This window comes from Streptomyces sp. 2-1, from assembly GCF_048564895.1.
Lineage (GTDB): Bacteria > Actinomycetota > Actinomycetes > Streptomycetales > Streptomycetaceae > Streptomyces > Streptomyces phaeochromogenes.
Genome location: NZ_CP183383.1, coordinates 7495002 through 7508973, shown reverse-complemented (window position 1 = coordinate 7508973; position 13972 = coordinate 7495002). Strand labels below are relative to the sequence as shown.

General features: G+C 71.6%; 10 protein-coding genes. 5 read left to right on the top strand and 5 right to left on the bottom strand.

The features are described 5' to 3' along the window. Positions 1-67: 67 nt before the first annotated feature. Both ACN20J_RS33170 and ACN20J_RS33165 read right to left on the bottom strand, forming a co-directional pair. Positions 68-1519, bottom strand: a complete 1452-nt coding sequence (locus ACN20J_RS33170) for an ATP-binding protein (RefSeq protein WP_419667422.1) — start codon at positions 1517-1519, stop codon at positions 68-70. Next, positions 1516-2184 carry a response regulator transcription factor gene (locus tag ACN20J_RS33165; protein WP_361922204.1) on the bottom strand — a complete coding sequence of 223 codons (669 nt, stop codon included), beginning with the start codon at positions 2182-2184 and terminating at the stop codon, positions 1516-1518. Before ACN20J_RS33165 ends, ACN20J_RS33170 begins: the two co-directional genes overlap by 4 nt. 172 nt (positions 2185-2356) lie before the next feature. On the opposite strand from ACN20J_RS33165, the gene ACN20J_RS33160 reads away from it, so the two are divergent. Continuing rightward, positions 2357-3085, top strand: coding sequence for a PepSY domain-containing protein (locus ACN20J_RS33160; RefSeq protein ID WP_419667421.1), 729 nt, complete (start codon positions 2357-2359; stop codon positions 3083-3085). A gap of 87 nt (positions 3086-3172) precedes the next feature. On the opposite strand, the gene ACN20J_RS33155 is transcribed toward ACN20J_RS33160, so the two are convergent. From ACN20J_RS33155 to ACN20J_RS33145, 3 genes are all read right to left on the bottom strand, one after another. Beyond that, positions 3173-4447: an MFS transporter gene (locus ACN20J_RS33155; protein WP_419667420.1), complete on the bottom strand. Its 1275-nt coding sequence runs from the start codon at positions 4445-4447 to the stop codon at positions 3173-3175. Between the two features lie 407 nt (positions 4448-4854). Further along, positions 4855-5811 (bottom strand): methylmalonyl Co-A mutase-associated GTPase MeaB, encoded by a 957-nt coding sequence (gene meaB, locus ACN20J_RS33150; protein ID WP_055617806.1) that lies wholly within the window; start codon positions 5809-5811, stop codon positions 4855-4857. A 31-nt stretch (positions 5812-5842) separates the two neighbouring features. Next, positions 5843-7045, bottom strand: a complete 1203-nt coding sequence (locus tag ACN20J_RS33145) for an acetyl-CoA C-acetyltransferase (protein WP_419667419.1) — start codon at positions 7043-7045, stop codon at positions 5843-5845. A 147-nt stretch (positions 7046-7192) separates the two neighbouring features. On the opposite strand from ACN20J_RS33145, the gene mce reads away from it, so the two are divergent. From mce to ACN20J_RS33125, 4 genes are all read left to right on the top strand, one after another. Next, positions 7193-7633: a methylmalonyl-CoA epimerase gene (mce, locus tag ACN20J_RS33140; RefSeq protein ID WP_398894547.1), complete on the top strand. Its 441-nt coding sequence runs from the start codon at positions 7193-7195 to the stop codon at positions 7631-7633. A gap of 230 nt (positions 7634-7863) precedes the next feature. Next, positions 7864-11712: a polarized growth protein Scy gene (gene scy, locus ACN20J_RS33135; RefSeq protein WP_419667418.1), complete on the top strand. Its 3849-nt coding sequence runs from the start codon at positions 7864-7866 to the stop codon at positions 11710-11712. 182 nt (positions 11713-11894) lie between these two features. Next, entirely contained in the window at positions 11895-12830 is a 936-nt protein-coding gene (locus ACN20J_RS33130; RefSeq protein ID WP_055617802.1) for a hypothetical protein, read from the top strand. Positions 12831-12973: 143 nt separating this feature from the next. Continuing rightward, a complete protein-coding gene (locus tag ACN20J_RS33125) occupies positions 12974-13969 on the top strand; it encodes an ABC transporter ATP-binding protein (protein ID WP_419667417.1) in 996 nt (331 codons plus the stop codon). Positions 13970-13972: the final 3 nt, after the last annotated feature.

Below are 13972 nucleotides of genomic sequence, written 5' to 3'. Positions count from 1 at the left end.
TCGACCGGACCGACCACTGACCGATCCGACCGACCTGGCGGCCGAGCAGACCGGCTGACTCGGCCGGCTAGACCGGCTGAGTCGGCCGGGCCGACCGGTCCAAGGGCAGGCGGAGTTCGAACAGGGCTCCGCCTGTCGGCGTGTCCCGGACGGTGAGTGATCCACCGTGCCGGACGGCGACATCGCGGGCGATGGCGAGGCCGAGACCGGCACCGCCGTCGTCGCGGGTACGGGCCTCGTCGAGCCGTACGAACCGCTCGAAGACCCGCTCGCGCTCGTCCGCGGGCACGCCCTCACCGTCGTCGGCGACCCCGACGACCGCCCACTCCCCCGAGCGCCGCACGGTCACGGCGACCGACGTCCGGGTGTGCCGCTGCGCGTTGTCCAGCAGATTGCCCAGCACGCGCGCCAACTGCCCGCGCGACCCGGCCACCTCGACGGACTCGGCGTCCACGGACACCTCGACCCGGTCCCCGACCCGCTGGCCCGCCTCCTCGCGGACGAGCGCCGCCAGGTCCAGGGGCGCGTCCGCCGACCGCTCCCCCGCGTCCAGCCGGGCGAGCAGCAGCAGATCGGCGGCCAGCCGCTGCAGCCGTACGGTGTCCTCGACGGCCCCCTCCACGTCCAGCAACTCCGGGTGCGCGGCGCCCACTTCGAGCTGGGTACGCAGCGAGGCGATGGGGCTGCGCAGCTCGTGCGAGGCGTCGGCGACGAACGCGCGCTGGCGCTCCACCGAGGCCTCCAGAGCGGCGAGCGTCTCGTTCGTCGTACGGGCCAGGCGTGCGACCTCGTCGTGGGTGGCGGGCTCGGGGACGCGCCGCGAGAGGTCCTCGGAGGCGGTGATGGCGGCCATCTCGGCCCGGATCCCCTCCACGGGGCGCAGGGCCCGCCTGGTGACGAGATACGTCACCCCGCTGCTCGTCACCAGCAGCAGCGGCAGGCCGATCAGCATGGCCGTCAACGCCGTACCGACGGCGTTCTGTTCGGCGGAGAGCGGAGCGCCCGCATAGACGGTGAGCGGGACGCCTCCCTTCGTGACCACGTCGACCCCGGCGAACCGGTAGTCGGCCGTCTCCCCCTCGACGGTCGCGGTGCCCTCGCCGTACCAAGTCTCGTCGGCCATGTCGCCGGCTTCGAGAGCGTCCTCCTCGTCGGCCAGTCCCTCGTCCGTGTCGCCGGCGTCGTCATTGGCGACGGAGTTCAGCCGGTCCGAGGACTTGGCGGCCACGCTCATGCCCTCGACGTCCTCGCCGGAGGCGACGGCCTTCCCCTTCCGGTCCAGGACCTCGACAGGGTTCTCGTCACCGTCCGGCAGGTCGAGATCGTTGTACGCAAGCCCGTGCGACAGCGCCGAGGCGGCGTTGCGGGCCACCGAGTCGGCCTCGGCGTCCGCCTGGCCGATGAGGCTGGCCCGCAGCGCGAGCAGCACGGCGGCGCCCGCGGCGACCAGGGCTATGGCGACGACGAGGGTCGCGGCCAGCGTGGCGCGGGCCCGTACCGATCGCATCCGCCGCCTCATGCCCGTGCCTCCAGTCTGTATCCGGCCCCGCGTACGGTCCTGATCAGCTCCGGGCCGAGCTTGCGGCGCAGGGTGCTGATGTAGACCTCGACGATGTTCGGGTCGCCCTCGTACGCGAAGTCCCAGACGTGCTCCAGGATGTCGGCCTTCGACACGACCTCCCCGGCCCGCACGACGAGCTGCTCGAGGACGGAGAACTCCTTGGTGGTCAGGGTGATCTCGTCGTCCGCGAGGAACACGCGCCGGGCCGCGGTGTCGACCTTCAGGTGCCCGATCTCGTGCACGGGCGAGGCCCCGCCCGACGGGCCGCGCCGCCGCAGGAGCGCCTTCACCCGGGCGACGAGGACGACGTACGAGAACGGCTTGGTCAGATAGTCGTCGGCGCCCGTGTCGAGACCCTCGGCCTCGTCGTACTCGCCGTCCTTGGCCGTCAGCATCAGGATCGGCACGTCGTGTCCCGCGGCGCGCAGGGCGCCGCACACGCGGTAGCCGTTCATGCCGGGCAGCATGATGTCGAGGATGACGAGGTCGTACGAGCCCTCGCCGGCCATGTGCAGCCCTTCCAGGCCGTCGTGGACCACGTCCACGGCGTAGCCCTCGGCCGTCAGGCCCTTGGCGAGCGACAGGGCCAGCCGCTTTTCGTCCTCCACGATCAACAGGCGCATGGGCCAAGGGTCGCAAACCGAACCTGAAGAAGCCTTCAGGAGCCTTCAGGTCCGCTTCAGCGTCGGTCGGCCAGATTGGTTCCCGTCGACAGCAGACAAGGCAGAACAAGCCACTGCAACCGGCGACACCATCCGTTACTGGTTGCAACCAGTCGCATTCTGGAGGAATCCCATGAAGCGCAACATCGTCATCGCCACCATCGCGGCAGCGGCCCTGATCGGCGGCGGCACCGCGACCGCCATCGCGGTCTCGGGTGACGAAGAGGCGCCGGCGAAGAAGTCCAACGTGCAGGTGTCGAACGACGACACGGGCCGTGACGACGACGCCAATGTGAACGACACCGACGACAACGACGCGGACGACAAGGCGGAGGACAAGGCCGACGCGGCCGAGGACAACGCCGCGAAGGACACCGGCGAGGACGCCGAGGACAAGGCCGAGAACGCCGCCGACGCCAAGGTCGCGCAGGTCGACGCCGCCGACGCGATCAAGGCGGCGCTGAAGAACACGGCCGGTACGGCGGTCTCGGCCGACCTGGACGACGAGGGCACCAAGCACGTGTGGGACGTGGACATCCTCACCAACGGCGGCGCCTGGCACAGCGTGCAGGTCGACCCCGCCACCGGCAAGGTCGTCGGCTCCCACGTCGACCGGGACGACGACGGTGACGACGCCGCCGAGACCGCGCAGATCCGGGCCGCCCTCAAGGGCAGCTCCGTCACCGCCGCCGAGGCCGCGGAGGCCGGCGCCGCCAAGGGCACGGTGACCTCCGTCGACCTCGACGAGGAGAGCACGGACAAGGCCTGGGAGGTCGACACCACCGCCGCGAACGGCACCGGCAGCGACTGGAGGGTCAACCCCGACTCCGGCAAGATCACGGCGGACCGCTCGAACGACTGACGTCCCTCCCCCAGGGACTACAGAACAACAAGAACCACAGGTAAGGGCACCCGGCACCGGGTGCCCTTACCGGCGTTCGCGGGCCTGTTACGCCGTGCCGGCCTCCTGCGCGTGCCCCTGCTCCTGCTCCTGTTGCTGCTCCTGCTTCTCCGGGCGTGCGCGGGGATATCGGGTTCCCACGGCGACGGTGACTGCGACGGCGGCTGCCGCGAGCAGTGCCGCCCCGCCGGCCAGGGCGAATCCGGCCTCCACGGGCAGGCGGCCCACCAGGAGTCCCGCGGCTGCCGCGCCCGTCGAAATGCCCGCGTTCACCGCGGTGTTGACCCAGGCACCGGCCTGGACCCGGGCGCCCGGCGCGGCGGACTCGTCGGCCACCAGATACGCGGTGGTCAGCGCCGGGGCGACGAAGAACCCGGCGCACACGACGGCGCCGGTGAGCGTGGCGAGGCCCGGGGCGAGCCCGGCGAAGGCCAGGGAGAGGCCGAGGCCCGCCGCCAACGCCGGCAGTCGCACCCGGGTTCCGGTGCGCCATTCGACCGCGCCGTACAGCAGCCCGCCCACGGCGCTCCCGGCCGACAGCGCGGCGAAGATCCACGCCACGGTGTCGTCCCCGTGGCCCCGCTGCTCGGCGAAGGCCAGCACGAGAAGGTCGACGGCGCCGAGCGAGAGCCCGACGCCCGCGGCCACGACGACGGGCTGGACGATCCCGCGCCCGATCCTCCTCCTGGCCCGGACGCGGGATGCCCGTACGGCAACGCCCTTCACCGCGGGTGAGGTGACGAACGCCAGCGTGCCGATGCCCACCAGCAGTGCGCTGACGGCGACCCCCGCGGCCGGGGGCGCGAACCCTACGAGCACGCCCACCAGCAGCGGCCCCGAGACGAACAGCAGTTCCTCGGCGACGCCGTCCAGGCTGTACGCCCGCTGCAACAGCCGCCTGTCGGTGACGAGTTCGCCCCAGACGGCGCGCATGGTGGGGCCGAGGGGCGGGGTGCAGGCGCCTGCCGCGACGGCGACCGTGCCCAGGACGGCCGCGGGTGCGCCGGGGCGCCAGGTCGCCGCGGCGAGTGTGCCGAGCAGGCCCGCGTAGAGCGCGGCCATCGGCAGCAGTGCGCGGCGCGGGCCGTGGCGGTCCACCAGGGCGGCCCGCAGGGGCGACAGAAAGACACTCGCGGCGCCGAAGAGCGCCATGATGATGCCGGCCACGGCGTACGAGCCGGTGGCCCGGCTCACCGCCAGCAGCACGGCCAGCGAGACCATGCCGTACGACAGCCTGCCCACCAGGGCGGCTGTGAAGGTGCGGGTGGCGTGGGGCGTGCGTAGTACCGCGGCGTACGAGGGCCGCGTTGAAGACGCAGACATGCGAAGGGTTCCTCAGAAAGAGGGCGCCGCCGGGGTGGGCGGGCGCCCGGGCGACGGGGACGCCTGTGCTCCGCGACGACTGCGCCTACCGCGCTGCCGATCGCGGGCCGGAGCGGGCCCTACGCCAAGAGGAGAAACACGCTCCCGAAGCTACCAGCGTCCCCGGTCCACCAACAGGCCTTTTCCTCGCCCCCGCCGCCCCTACCCATTCCCGTCCCTTTTCGGGGGCCAGCCCCCGAACCCCCGCTCCTCAAACGCCGGAGGGGCTAGATTTTCTGCGGCCGGGCCGACACTTTCAGCCCGTCCGGCGTTTGAGGACGAGGCCGTTCAGGCCGATGCGGGGGTCTGGGGGCGGCAGCCCCCAGGGACGGGACGGGTAGGGGCGGCGGGGGCGAGGAACCCCCGGGTCAGCCCTCTGTCAGGCCCTCCACCAAGGAGTCCGCCGCCCGGTACGGGTCCAGGTCGCCCGCGACGATTCGTTCCGCGAGGGCGCTGAGGCGGCGGTCTCCGTGGAGGTCGGCGATCCGTTCGCGGAGGGCCGTGACGGCGATCGTCTCGACCTCGCGGGAGGCCCGGGCGAGCCGCCGCTCCGCGAGAACTCCCCGCTCCTCCATCCACGCCCGATGCTTCTCCAGCGCCTCGACGACCTCGTCGATCCCTTCCTCCCGCGCAGCGACCGTCTTCACGATGGGAGGCCGCCAGTCCCCGGGCCCCCGGGACTCCCCGAGCCCCAGCATGTGGTTCAGCTCACGGGCGGTCGCGTCCGCCCCGTCCCGGTCGGCCTTGTTGACCACGTACACGTCACCGATCTCCAGGATCCCCGCCTTGGCTGCCTGGATGCCGTCGCCCATGCCGGGAGCCAGCAGCACCACACTCGTGTCGGCCTGCGAAGCGATCTCGACCTCGGACTGCCCGACGCCGACGGTCTCCACGAGGACGACGTCGCACCCGGCCGCGTCCAGCACCCGGATGGCCTGCGGGGCGGCCCAGGCGAGCCCGCCGAGGTGCCCCCGCGTCGCCATGGAGCGGATGTAGACCCCGGGGTCGGACGCGTGGTCCGACATCCGCACCCGGTCCCCGAGAAGCGCACCGCCCGAGAAGGGCGAGGACGGGTCGACGGCGAGGACACCGACCCGCTTCCCCTGCCGCCGGTAGGCCGTCACGAGCGCCGACGTGCACGTCGACTTGCCGACACCGGGCGAGCCCGTGAGCCCCACGACGTACGCGTTGCCCGCGAGCGGCGCCAGCGCGGCCATGACCTCGCGGAGCTGCGGGGACGCCCCCTCCACCAGGGAGATCAGCCGGGCCACGGCCCGCGGCCGGCCTTCCCTGGCCTGGGTCACCAGCGAGGCGACGTCCTGCATCACAGCTCCGTTCATCGAGCGGGAAAACGCGTCAGGCCTTGGGTACCCGCACGATCAGTGCGTCACCCTGCCCGCCGCCACCGCACAGCGCCGCCGCGCCCACTCCGCCGCCCCGCCGCTTCAGTTCGAGGGCGAGGTGCAGTACGAGCCGGGCGCCGGACATGCCGATCGGGTGGCCGAGGGCGATGGCACCGCCGTTGACGTTCACCTTTTCCGTGGACACGCCCAGGTCCTTCATTGACTGGACCGCGACGGCGGCGAAGGCTTCGTTGATCTCGATCAGGTCAAGATCCTCCACGCCGATGCCCTCCTTCTTGAGGGCGTGCTGGATCGCGTTCGACGGCTGCGACTGCAAAGAGTTGTCGGGTCCCGCGACGTTTCCGTGGGCGCCGATCTCCGCGATCCAGTCCAGTCCGAGCTCCAGCGCCTTGGCCTTGCTCATGACGACGACGGCGGCGGCCCCGTCGGAGATCTGGGAGGCCGAGCCGGCCGTGATGGTGCCGTCCTTCGCGAACGCGGGCCGCAGCTTGCCGAGCGACTCGGTGGTCGTCTCGCCGCGGATGCCCTCGTCCTTGCTGAAGACGACCGGCTCGCCCTTGCGCTGGGGAATCTCGACCGGGGTGATCTCGGCCTCGAAGAGGCCGTTCTTCTGCGCGGCGGCGGCCCGCTGGTGCGAGAGGGCCGAGAAGTCGTCCTGCTCGGGCCGCAGGATGCCCAGGCGTGTGTTGTGCTTCTCGGTCGACTCGCCCATGGCGATGTTCTCGAAGGCGTCGGTCAGCCCGTCGTACGCCATCGCGTCGAGCATCTCGATCGCGCCGTACTTGTAGCCCTCCCGGGACTTCGGGAGCAGGTGGGGGGCGTTGGTCATGGATTCCTGGCCGCCCGCGACGATCACGTCGAACTCTCCGGCGCGGATCAGTTGGTCGGCGAGCGCGATTGCGTCGAGACCCGAGAGACAGACCTTGTTGATCGTGAGCGCCGGGACGCTCATCGGGATGCCCGCCTTGACCGCGGCCTGGCGTGCCGGGATCTGCCCTGCCCCGGCCTGGAGCACCTGGCCCATGATCACGTACTGCACCTGGTCGCCGCCGATGCCCGCACGGTCGAGGGCGGCCTTGATCGCGAAACCACCGAGGTCGGCTCCGGAGAAGGACTTCAGAGAGCCCAGCAGCCGTCCCATCGGGGTGCGGGCACCCGCGACGATGACGGAGGTGGTGCTGTTCGTTCCAGACATGAGGAGCGATCCCCTTCCAGCTTGCACAGCTGAGGAGTGAACGAGGGTTTACTGAAAATGTACTGAGCGGTACGCCCCCCGTCATCCGGCGCGGTGTGTGATCGCGCGCACGTTGCGTAACCGCCCCGGGAGCGCTGCACTGACACCATGCTGACGCGAATCGACCACATCGGGATCGCCTGTTTCGACCTCGACAGGACTGTCGAGTTCTACCGGGCGACGTACGGCTTCGAGGTCTTCCACACCGAGGTCAACGAGGAGCAGGGCGTGCGCGAGGCCATGCTCAAGATCAATGAGACGTCCGACGGGGGCGCCTCCTATCTCCAGCTCCTGGAACCCACCCGCGAGGACTCCGCCGTCGGGAAGTGGCTGGCCAAGAACGGTGAGGGCGTGCACCACATCGCTTTCGGTACGGCGGATGTGGACGCGGACGCGGCCGCCATCGGCGACAAGGGCGTACGCGTGCTGTACGACGAGCCGCGCAGGGGTTCGATGGGGTCGCGCATCACCTTTCTGCACCCGAAGGATTGCCACGGCGTCCTGACAGAACTGGTCACATCGGCGCCCGTTGAGTCACCTGAGCACTGACCCGCGTACATAAGGGCCGGTAGGGTTGGGGACGGCCGCCGCTTCTACGGGGCGGTCCGGATCCTCATCGTCAGGATCCGAGGGCCGGGGTCCAGGTTTCGGGGGCGAGTGGCGGGGCAGCAGCGTGTGCTCCGCCGTTGATCTGACACCATTCCCCGGGGGCCCCGTTCGGCGGATGGACGGTGCTCGTTTGGAGAGACTTGCGACCAGGGGACGGATGGGACCGCGCAGTGCGGGGCTACGAACGCCAGGAGCGAGAGCCGGCGGCTGACGTCGACCACCTCTCTCGGTTCGAGGCCGAGATGGAACGGCTGAAGACCGAGCGGGAGAAGGCCGTCCAGCACGCCGAGGACCTCGGCTATCAGGTCGAGGTGCTGCGCGCCAAGCTGCACGAGGCGCGCCGCAGTCTGGCGACCCGGCCTGCCTACGACAGCGCCGACATCGGCTATCAGGCCGAGCAGATGCTCCGTAACGCGCAGATCCAGGCCGATCAGCTGCGCCAGGACGCCGAGCGGGAGCTGAGCCAGGCCCGCGCGCAGACGCAGCGGATCCTCCAGGAGCACGCCGAGCAGGCCGCCCGCCTCCAGGCGGAGCTGCACCAGGAGGCGGTCACCCGTCGCCAGCAGCTCGACCAGGAGCTCTCCGAGCGCCGGCAGAGCGTCGAGTCGCACGTCAACGAGAACGTGGCGTGGGCCGAGCAGCTGCGCGCCCGCAGCGAGCAGCAGGCCCGCCGGCTGGTCGACGAGTCCCGTGGCGAGGCCGAGCAGGCCCTGGCCGCCGCCCGCGCGGAGGCCGAGCGGGTCGCCGCGGAGGCCCGTCAGCGGCTGCAGGCCGACGCGGAGCAGGCACGCGCGGAGGCCGAGGCGCTGCTGCGCCGGGCCCGTACCGACGCGGAGCGGCTGCTGAACGCGGCGTCGACGCAGGCCCAGGAGGCCACCGACCACGCCGAGCAGCTGCGCAGTTCGACCGCCACCGAGTCGGACAGCGCGCGCCGTCAGGCGGGCGAGCTGAGCCGGGCCGCCGAGCAGCGCGCCAGCGAGGCCGAGGCGGCGCTGCGCGAGGCGCGGGCCGAGGCGGAGAAGGTCCTCGCCGAGGCGAAGGAGGCCGCCGCCAAGGCGCTCGCCGGCGCGGAGTCGGCGAACGAGCAGCGCACGCGTACGGCGAAGGAGCAGGTCGCCCGGCTGGTCAGCGAGGCCACCAAGGAGGCCGAGACCACCAAGGCCGAGGCCGAGCAGGTCGTCGCGGACGCCAAGACCGCCGCCGAGAAGATCGTCGCGGAGGCCGAGGAGAACGCCCGCAGCCTCACCGCCGAGGAGACCGCCTCCCAGCTCGCCAAGGCGGCCCGTACGGCCGAGGACGTCCTGAACAAGGCGTCCGAGGAAGCCAAGTCGACCACCAAGGCCGCGTCCGAGGAGGCCGAGCGGATCCGCGCCGGCGCCGAGGCGGAGGCGGACCGGCTGCGCGCCGAGGCGCACGACATCGCCGAGCAGCTCAAGGGCACGGCGAAGGACGACACCAAGGAGTACCGCGCCAAGACGGTCGAGCTGCAGGAGGAGGCGCGCCGCCTGCGCGGCGACGCCGAGCAGCTGCGCGCGGACGCCAACGCCGAGGGCGAGCGGATCCGTTCCGAGGCCCGGCGTGAGGCCGTCCAGCAGATCGAGGAGGCGGCCAAGACCGCCGAGGAGCTGCTCGCCAAGGCGAAGGCCGACGCGGACGACCAGCGGTCGAACGCGACGACGGACAGCCAGCGGGTCCGCACCGAGGCCATCGAGCGCGCCACGACGCTGCGCCGGCAGGCCGAGGAAACCCTGGAGCGCACCCGCGCGGAGGCCGAGCGGCACCGGGCGGAGGCCGTCGAGCAGTCCGAGGGCATCATCGCGGAGGCCGAGCGCGCCGCCCGTGAACTGCACGAGGACACCGAGCGGGCCATAGCGGCCCGCCAGGCCGAGGCCGCCGAGGGGCTGACCCGGCTGCACACGGAGGCCGAGGAGCGCCTCGCCTCCGCCGAGCAGGCGCTGACCGACGCGCGCGCCGAGGGCGAGCGGATCCGCCGTGAGGCCGCCGAGGAGATCGACCGGCTGCGCGGCGAGGCCGCCGAGCGGATCCGGACACTCCAGGCGCAGGCCGAGGCGGAGGCCGAGCGGCTGCGCGACGAGGCCGCTTCCGACGCGTCCGCGTCGCGTGCCGAGGGCGAGTCCATCGCCGTACGGCTGCGTTCGGAGGCCGCGGCGGAGGCCGAGCGGCTGAAGTCGGAGGCACAGGACACCGCGGACCGCGTACGGACGGAGGCGCAGGCCGCCGCCGAGCGGCTCGCCACGGAGGCCGCCGAGGCGCTGTCCGCCGCCCAGGAGGAGGCCGCCAGGCGCCGCCGCGAGGCCGAGGAGCTCCTCGGCGCCGCCCGGCAGGAGGCCGACCAGGAGCGGGAGCGGGCCCGCGAGCAGAGCGAGGAGCTGCTGGCCTCGGCGCGCAACCGCGTGGAGGAGGCCCAGACCGAGGCCGTACGGCTGGTCGAGGAGGCGGACCGCCGGGCGACCGAGATGGTGTCGGCCGCCGAGCAGACCGCACAGCAGGTACGGGACTCCGTCGCCGGGCTGCACGAGCAGGCCCAGGAGGAGATCACGGGCCTGCGCAGCACCGCCGAGCACGTGGCGGAGCGCACGCGTACGGAGGCACAGCAGGAGGCCGACCGGGTCCGCGCCGACGCGTACGCGGAGCGGGAGCGGGCCGCCGAGGACGGCAACCGCCTCCGGCGCGAGGCCCACGACGAGGCGGAGGCCGCCAAGTCCCTTGCGGAGCGCACGGTTTCGGAGGCGATCACCGAGTCCGAGCGGCTGCGCTCGGATGCCTCGGAGTTCGTCCAGCGGGCCCGTACGGAGGCTTCGGACACCGTCGCGGCGGCCGAGCAGGACGCCTCACGGGCGCGGGCCGAGGCCCGCGAGGACGCCAACCGCATCCGGTCGGACGCGGCGACGCAGGCCGACACCCTCATCACCGAGGTGACGTCGGAGGCGGAGCGGCTCACGGCGGAGACCAATGCGGAGGCGGAGCGGGTCCGTTCGGAGTCCGTGGCGAAGGCCGAGAAGCTGATCTCGGACGCGACGGGCGACGCGGAGCGGCTGCGCGCCGAGGCGGCCGAGACGGTCGGTTCCGCGCAGCAGCACGCCGAGCGGGTCAGGTCGGAGGCGGCCCGCGTCAAGAACGAGGCCGCCGCCGAGGCCGACCGGCTCATGTCGAACGCACGCGACGAGGCCGACGACACCCTGGACAAGGCGCGCAAGGAAGCCAACAAGCGGCGCTCCGAGGCGGCCGAGCAGGTCGACACGCTGATCACGGAGACGGCCGCCGAGGCCGACAAGCTGATCACGGAGGCCCAGCAGACGGCGCACAAGACCACCGCGGATGCCGAGGGGCACGCCGACACGATGGTCGGCGCCGCCCGCAACGAGGCGGAGCGGCTGGTCTCCGAGGCGACCGTCGAGGGCAACTCGCTGGTGGAGCGGGCCCGGACGGACGCGGACGAGCTGCTGGTCGGTGCCCGCCGGGACGCCACCGCCATAAGAGAGCGTGCCGAGGAGCTGCGTGACCGGATCACCGGCGAGATCGAGGATCTGCACGACCGGGCCCGCCGGGAGTCCGCGGAGACGATGAAAGCGGCGGGCGACCGCTGCGACGCGCTCATCAAGGCCGCCGAGGACCAGCTGAGGGAAGCCGAGTCGAAGGCCAAGGACCTGGTGTCGGAGGCCAACTCCGAGGCGGGCAAGGTCCGGATCGCCGCCGTGAAGAAGGCGGAGGGGCTCCTCAAGGAGGCCGAGCAGAAGAAGGCCGCGCTCATCTCCGAGGCCGAGGCGATCAGATCCGAGGCCGTGCGCGAGGCGCGGGCCGCGGTCGAGGAGGGCAAGCGCGAGCTGGAGGTGCTGGTCCGGCGCCGCGAGGACATCAATGCCGAGATCTCCCGTGTCCAGGACGTCCTTGAGGCGTTGGAGTCGTTTGAGGCCCCGTCGAGTGGCAAGGACGGTGGCGTCAAGGCTGCCGCTGCGGCCGGTGCGACTCGTTCGGGTGGCAAGCCGTCGGAGGGCTAGCCAAATGGCCAACTTCCGTGCTTGCCAGAGGCCTTCGGCATCGTCTCTGGCAAGCGGTCCGGCTGTTAGCCACTAAAAAGGGTGTCATTCTCCATATCAATCGGGCTACTGCTCGATGACACACCGTCTTGACCCCTAGGATTCCACCTATCACCTCACCGGTCTCATTCGACAGGAACCCCATGAGCGACACTTCCCCCTACGGCTTCGAGCTTGTGCGGCGTGGGTACGACCGCGCTCAGGTGGACGAACGCATCTCGAAGCTCGTCTCCGACCGTGACAGCGCTCTGGCCCGTATCACTGCTCTGGAAAAGCGCATCGAGGAACTCCATCTCGAAACGCAGAACGCCCAGGCCCAGGTCAGCGACGCAGAGCCGTCGTACGCGGGTCTCGGCGCGCGCGTCGAGAAGATCCTCCGCCTCGCCGAGGAGGAGGCGAAGGACCTGCGCGAAGAGGCCCGTCGCGCGGCGGAACAGCACCGTGAGCTCGCCGAGTCGGCGGCCCAGCAGGTGCGTAACGACGCAGAATCGTTCGCTGCGGACCGCAAGGCCAAGGCGGAGGACGAGGGCGTCCGGATCGTCGAGAAGGCCAAGTCCGACGCTTCCCAGCTGCGCACCGAGGCTCAGAAGGACGCGCAGTCCAAGCGCGAGGAGGCGGACGCCCTCTTCGAGGAGACCCGTGCGAAGGCCGCTCAGGCCGCCGCCGACTTCGAGACGAACCTCGCCAAGCGCCGGGAGCAGTCCGAGCGCGACCTGGCCTCGCGTCAGGCCAAGGCCGAGAAGCGTCTCGCGGAGATCGAGCACCGCGCGGAGCAGCTCCGCCTGGAGGCCGAGAAGCTGCGTACGGACGCCGAGCGCCGCGCCCGTCAGACGGTGGAGACGGCTCAGCGCCAGGCCGAGGACATCGTGGCCGACGCGAACGCCAAGGCGGACCGGATCCGTTCGGAATCCGAGCGGGAGCTGGCGGCTCTCACGAACCGTCGCGACTCGATCAACGCTCAGCTGACGAACGTCCGCGAGATGCTCGCGACGCTGACCGGTGCGGCCGTGGCCGCCGCCGGGTCGCCGGCCGAGGACGAGCCGATCTCCCGTGGGGTTCCGGCGCAGCAGTCCCGGTAGGGATGGGTTGTGGGAGAGCTGCGGGCCGGTTGCGGCTGGTCGCGCAGTTCCTCGCGCCCCTTGACGGGGCGCGGCCGCATAAAGACATAGAGCCCCCTGTCACTGAAGTGGCAGGGGGCTTTGTCGCGTTTTAGCGTGGCCCCATGATCGAGCTCGAAGGGCTTACCAAGCGGTACGGCGAGAAGATGGCCGTGAACCATCTGACGTTCACCGTGCGGCCGGGGATCGTGACCGGGTTTCTGGGGCCGAACGGGGCCGGGAAGTCCACGACGATGCGGATGCTGCTCGGGCTCGACCGGCCGACCGCGGGTGATGTGCGGATCGACGGGCAGCACTACGACCGTCTCAAGGATCCGCTGAAGTACATCGGTGCCCTGCTCGACGCCAAGGCCATGCATGGCGGTCGCAGCGCCTTCAACCATCTCCTGTGCCTCGCGCAGAGCAACGGGATCCCGCGGGCGCGGGTGCACGAGGTCCTCGACACGGTGGGCCTCACCGCGGTGGCGAAGAAGAAGGCCAAGGGCTTCTCGCTCGGCATGGGGCAGCGGCTCGGTATCGCGGGCGCGCTGCTCGGCGACCCCCGGATCCTGATGTTCGACGAGCCGGTCAACGGGCTCGACCCCGAGGGCATCCACTGGATCCGCAACCTGATGAAGTCGCTGGCCGCCCAGGGCCGTACGGTCTTCGTCTCCTCGCATCTGATGAGCGAGATGGCGCTGACCGCCGACCACCTCGTCGTGATCGGCCAGGGCCGGCTGCTCGCCGACACCTCCATGGCCGACTTCATCCGGCAGAACTCACGCTCGTACGTACGGATCCGGTCGCCCCAGCGGGAGCGGTTGCTCGACGTGCTGCACGGGGCCGGGATCACCGTCGTCGAGTCCGGCGGCGAGGCGCTCGAAGTGGACGGCTCGAGGTCGGAGCACATCGGAGAGCTCGCGGCCCAGCACCAGATCGTGCTGCATGAGCTGAGCCCCCAACAGGCCTCGCTGGAAGAGGCGTTCATGCAGCTGACGGCGGAGTCGGTGGAGTACCACGCGCACTCGGACCCGGGACTCGCCGGGCCCGTGCCGGCCGCGGCTCCGCCGGTCGGTCAGCCGCAGGCACCGCAGTGGGGCAACGACTGGAAGAAGGGCTGAATC

What these genes read in the sequence shown, in the direction of transcription:
- meaB (WP_055617806.1), bottom strand. Translation starts at nt 5,811, where the DNA reads ATGCAGGACGTCGCCTCGCTGGTGACCCAGGCCAGGGAAGGCCGGCCG.
- ACN20J_RS33160 (WP_419667421.1), top strand. Translation starts at nt 2,357, where the DNA reads ATGAAGCGCAACATCGTCATCGCCACCATCGCGGCAGCGGCCCTGATC.
- ACN20J_RS33145 (WP_419667419.1), bottom strand. Translation starts at nt 7,045, where the DNA reads ATGTCTGGAACGAACAGCACCACCTCCGTCATCGTCGCGGGTGCCCGC.
- ACN20J_RS33165 (WP_361922204.1), bottom strand. Translation starts at nt 2,184, where the DNA reads ATGCGCCTGTTGATCGTGGAGGACGAAAAGCGGCTGGCCCTGTCGCTC.
- ACN20J_RS33155 (WP_419667420.1), bottom strand. Translation starts at nt 4,447, where the DNA reads ATGTCTGCGTCTTCAACGCGGCCCTCGTACGCCGCGGTACTACGCACG.
- ACN20J_RS33125 (WP_419667417.1), top strand. Translation starts at nt 12,974, where the DNA reads ATGATCGAGCTCGAAGGGCTTACCAAGCGGTACGGCGAGAAGATGGCC.
- ACN20J_RS33170 (WP_419667422.1), bottom strand. Translation starts at nt 1,519, where the DNA reads ATGAGGCGGCGGATGCGATCGGTACGGGCCCGCGCCACGCTGGCCGCG.
- ACN20J_RS33130 (WP_055617802.1), top strand. Translation starts at nt 11,895, where the DNA reads ATGAGCGACACTTCCCCCTACGGCTTCGAGCTTGTGCGGCGTGGGTAC.
- mce (WP_398894547.1), top strand. Translation starts at nt 7,193, where the DNA reads ATGCTGACGCGAATCGACCACATCGGGATCGCCTGTTTCGACCTCGAC.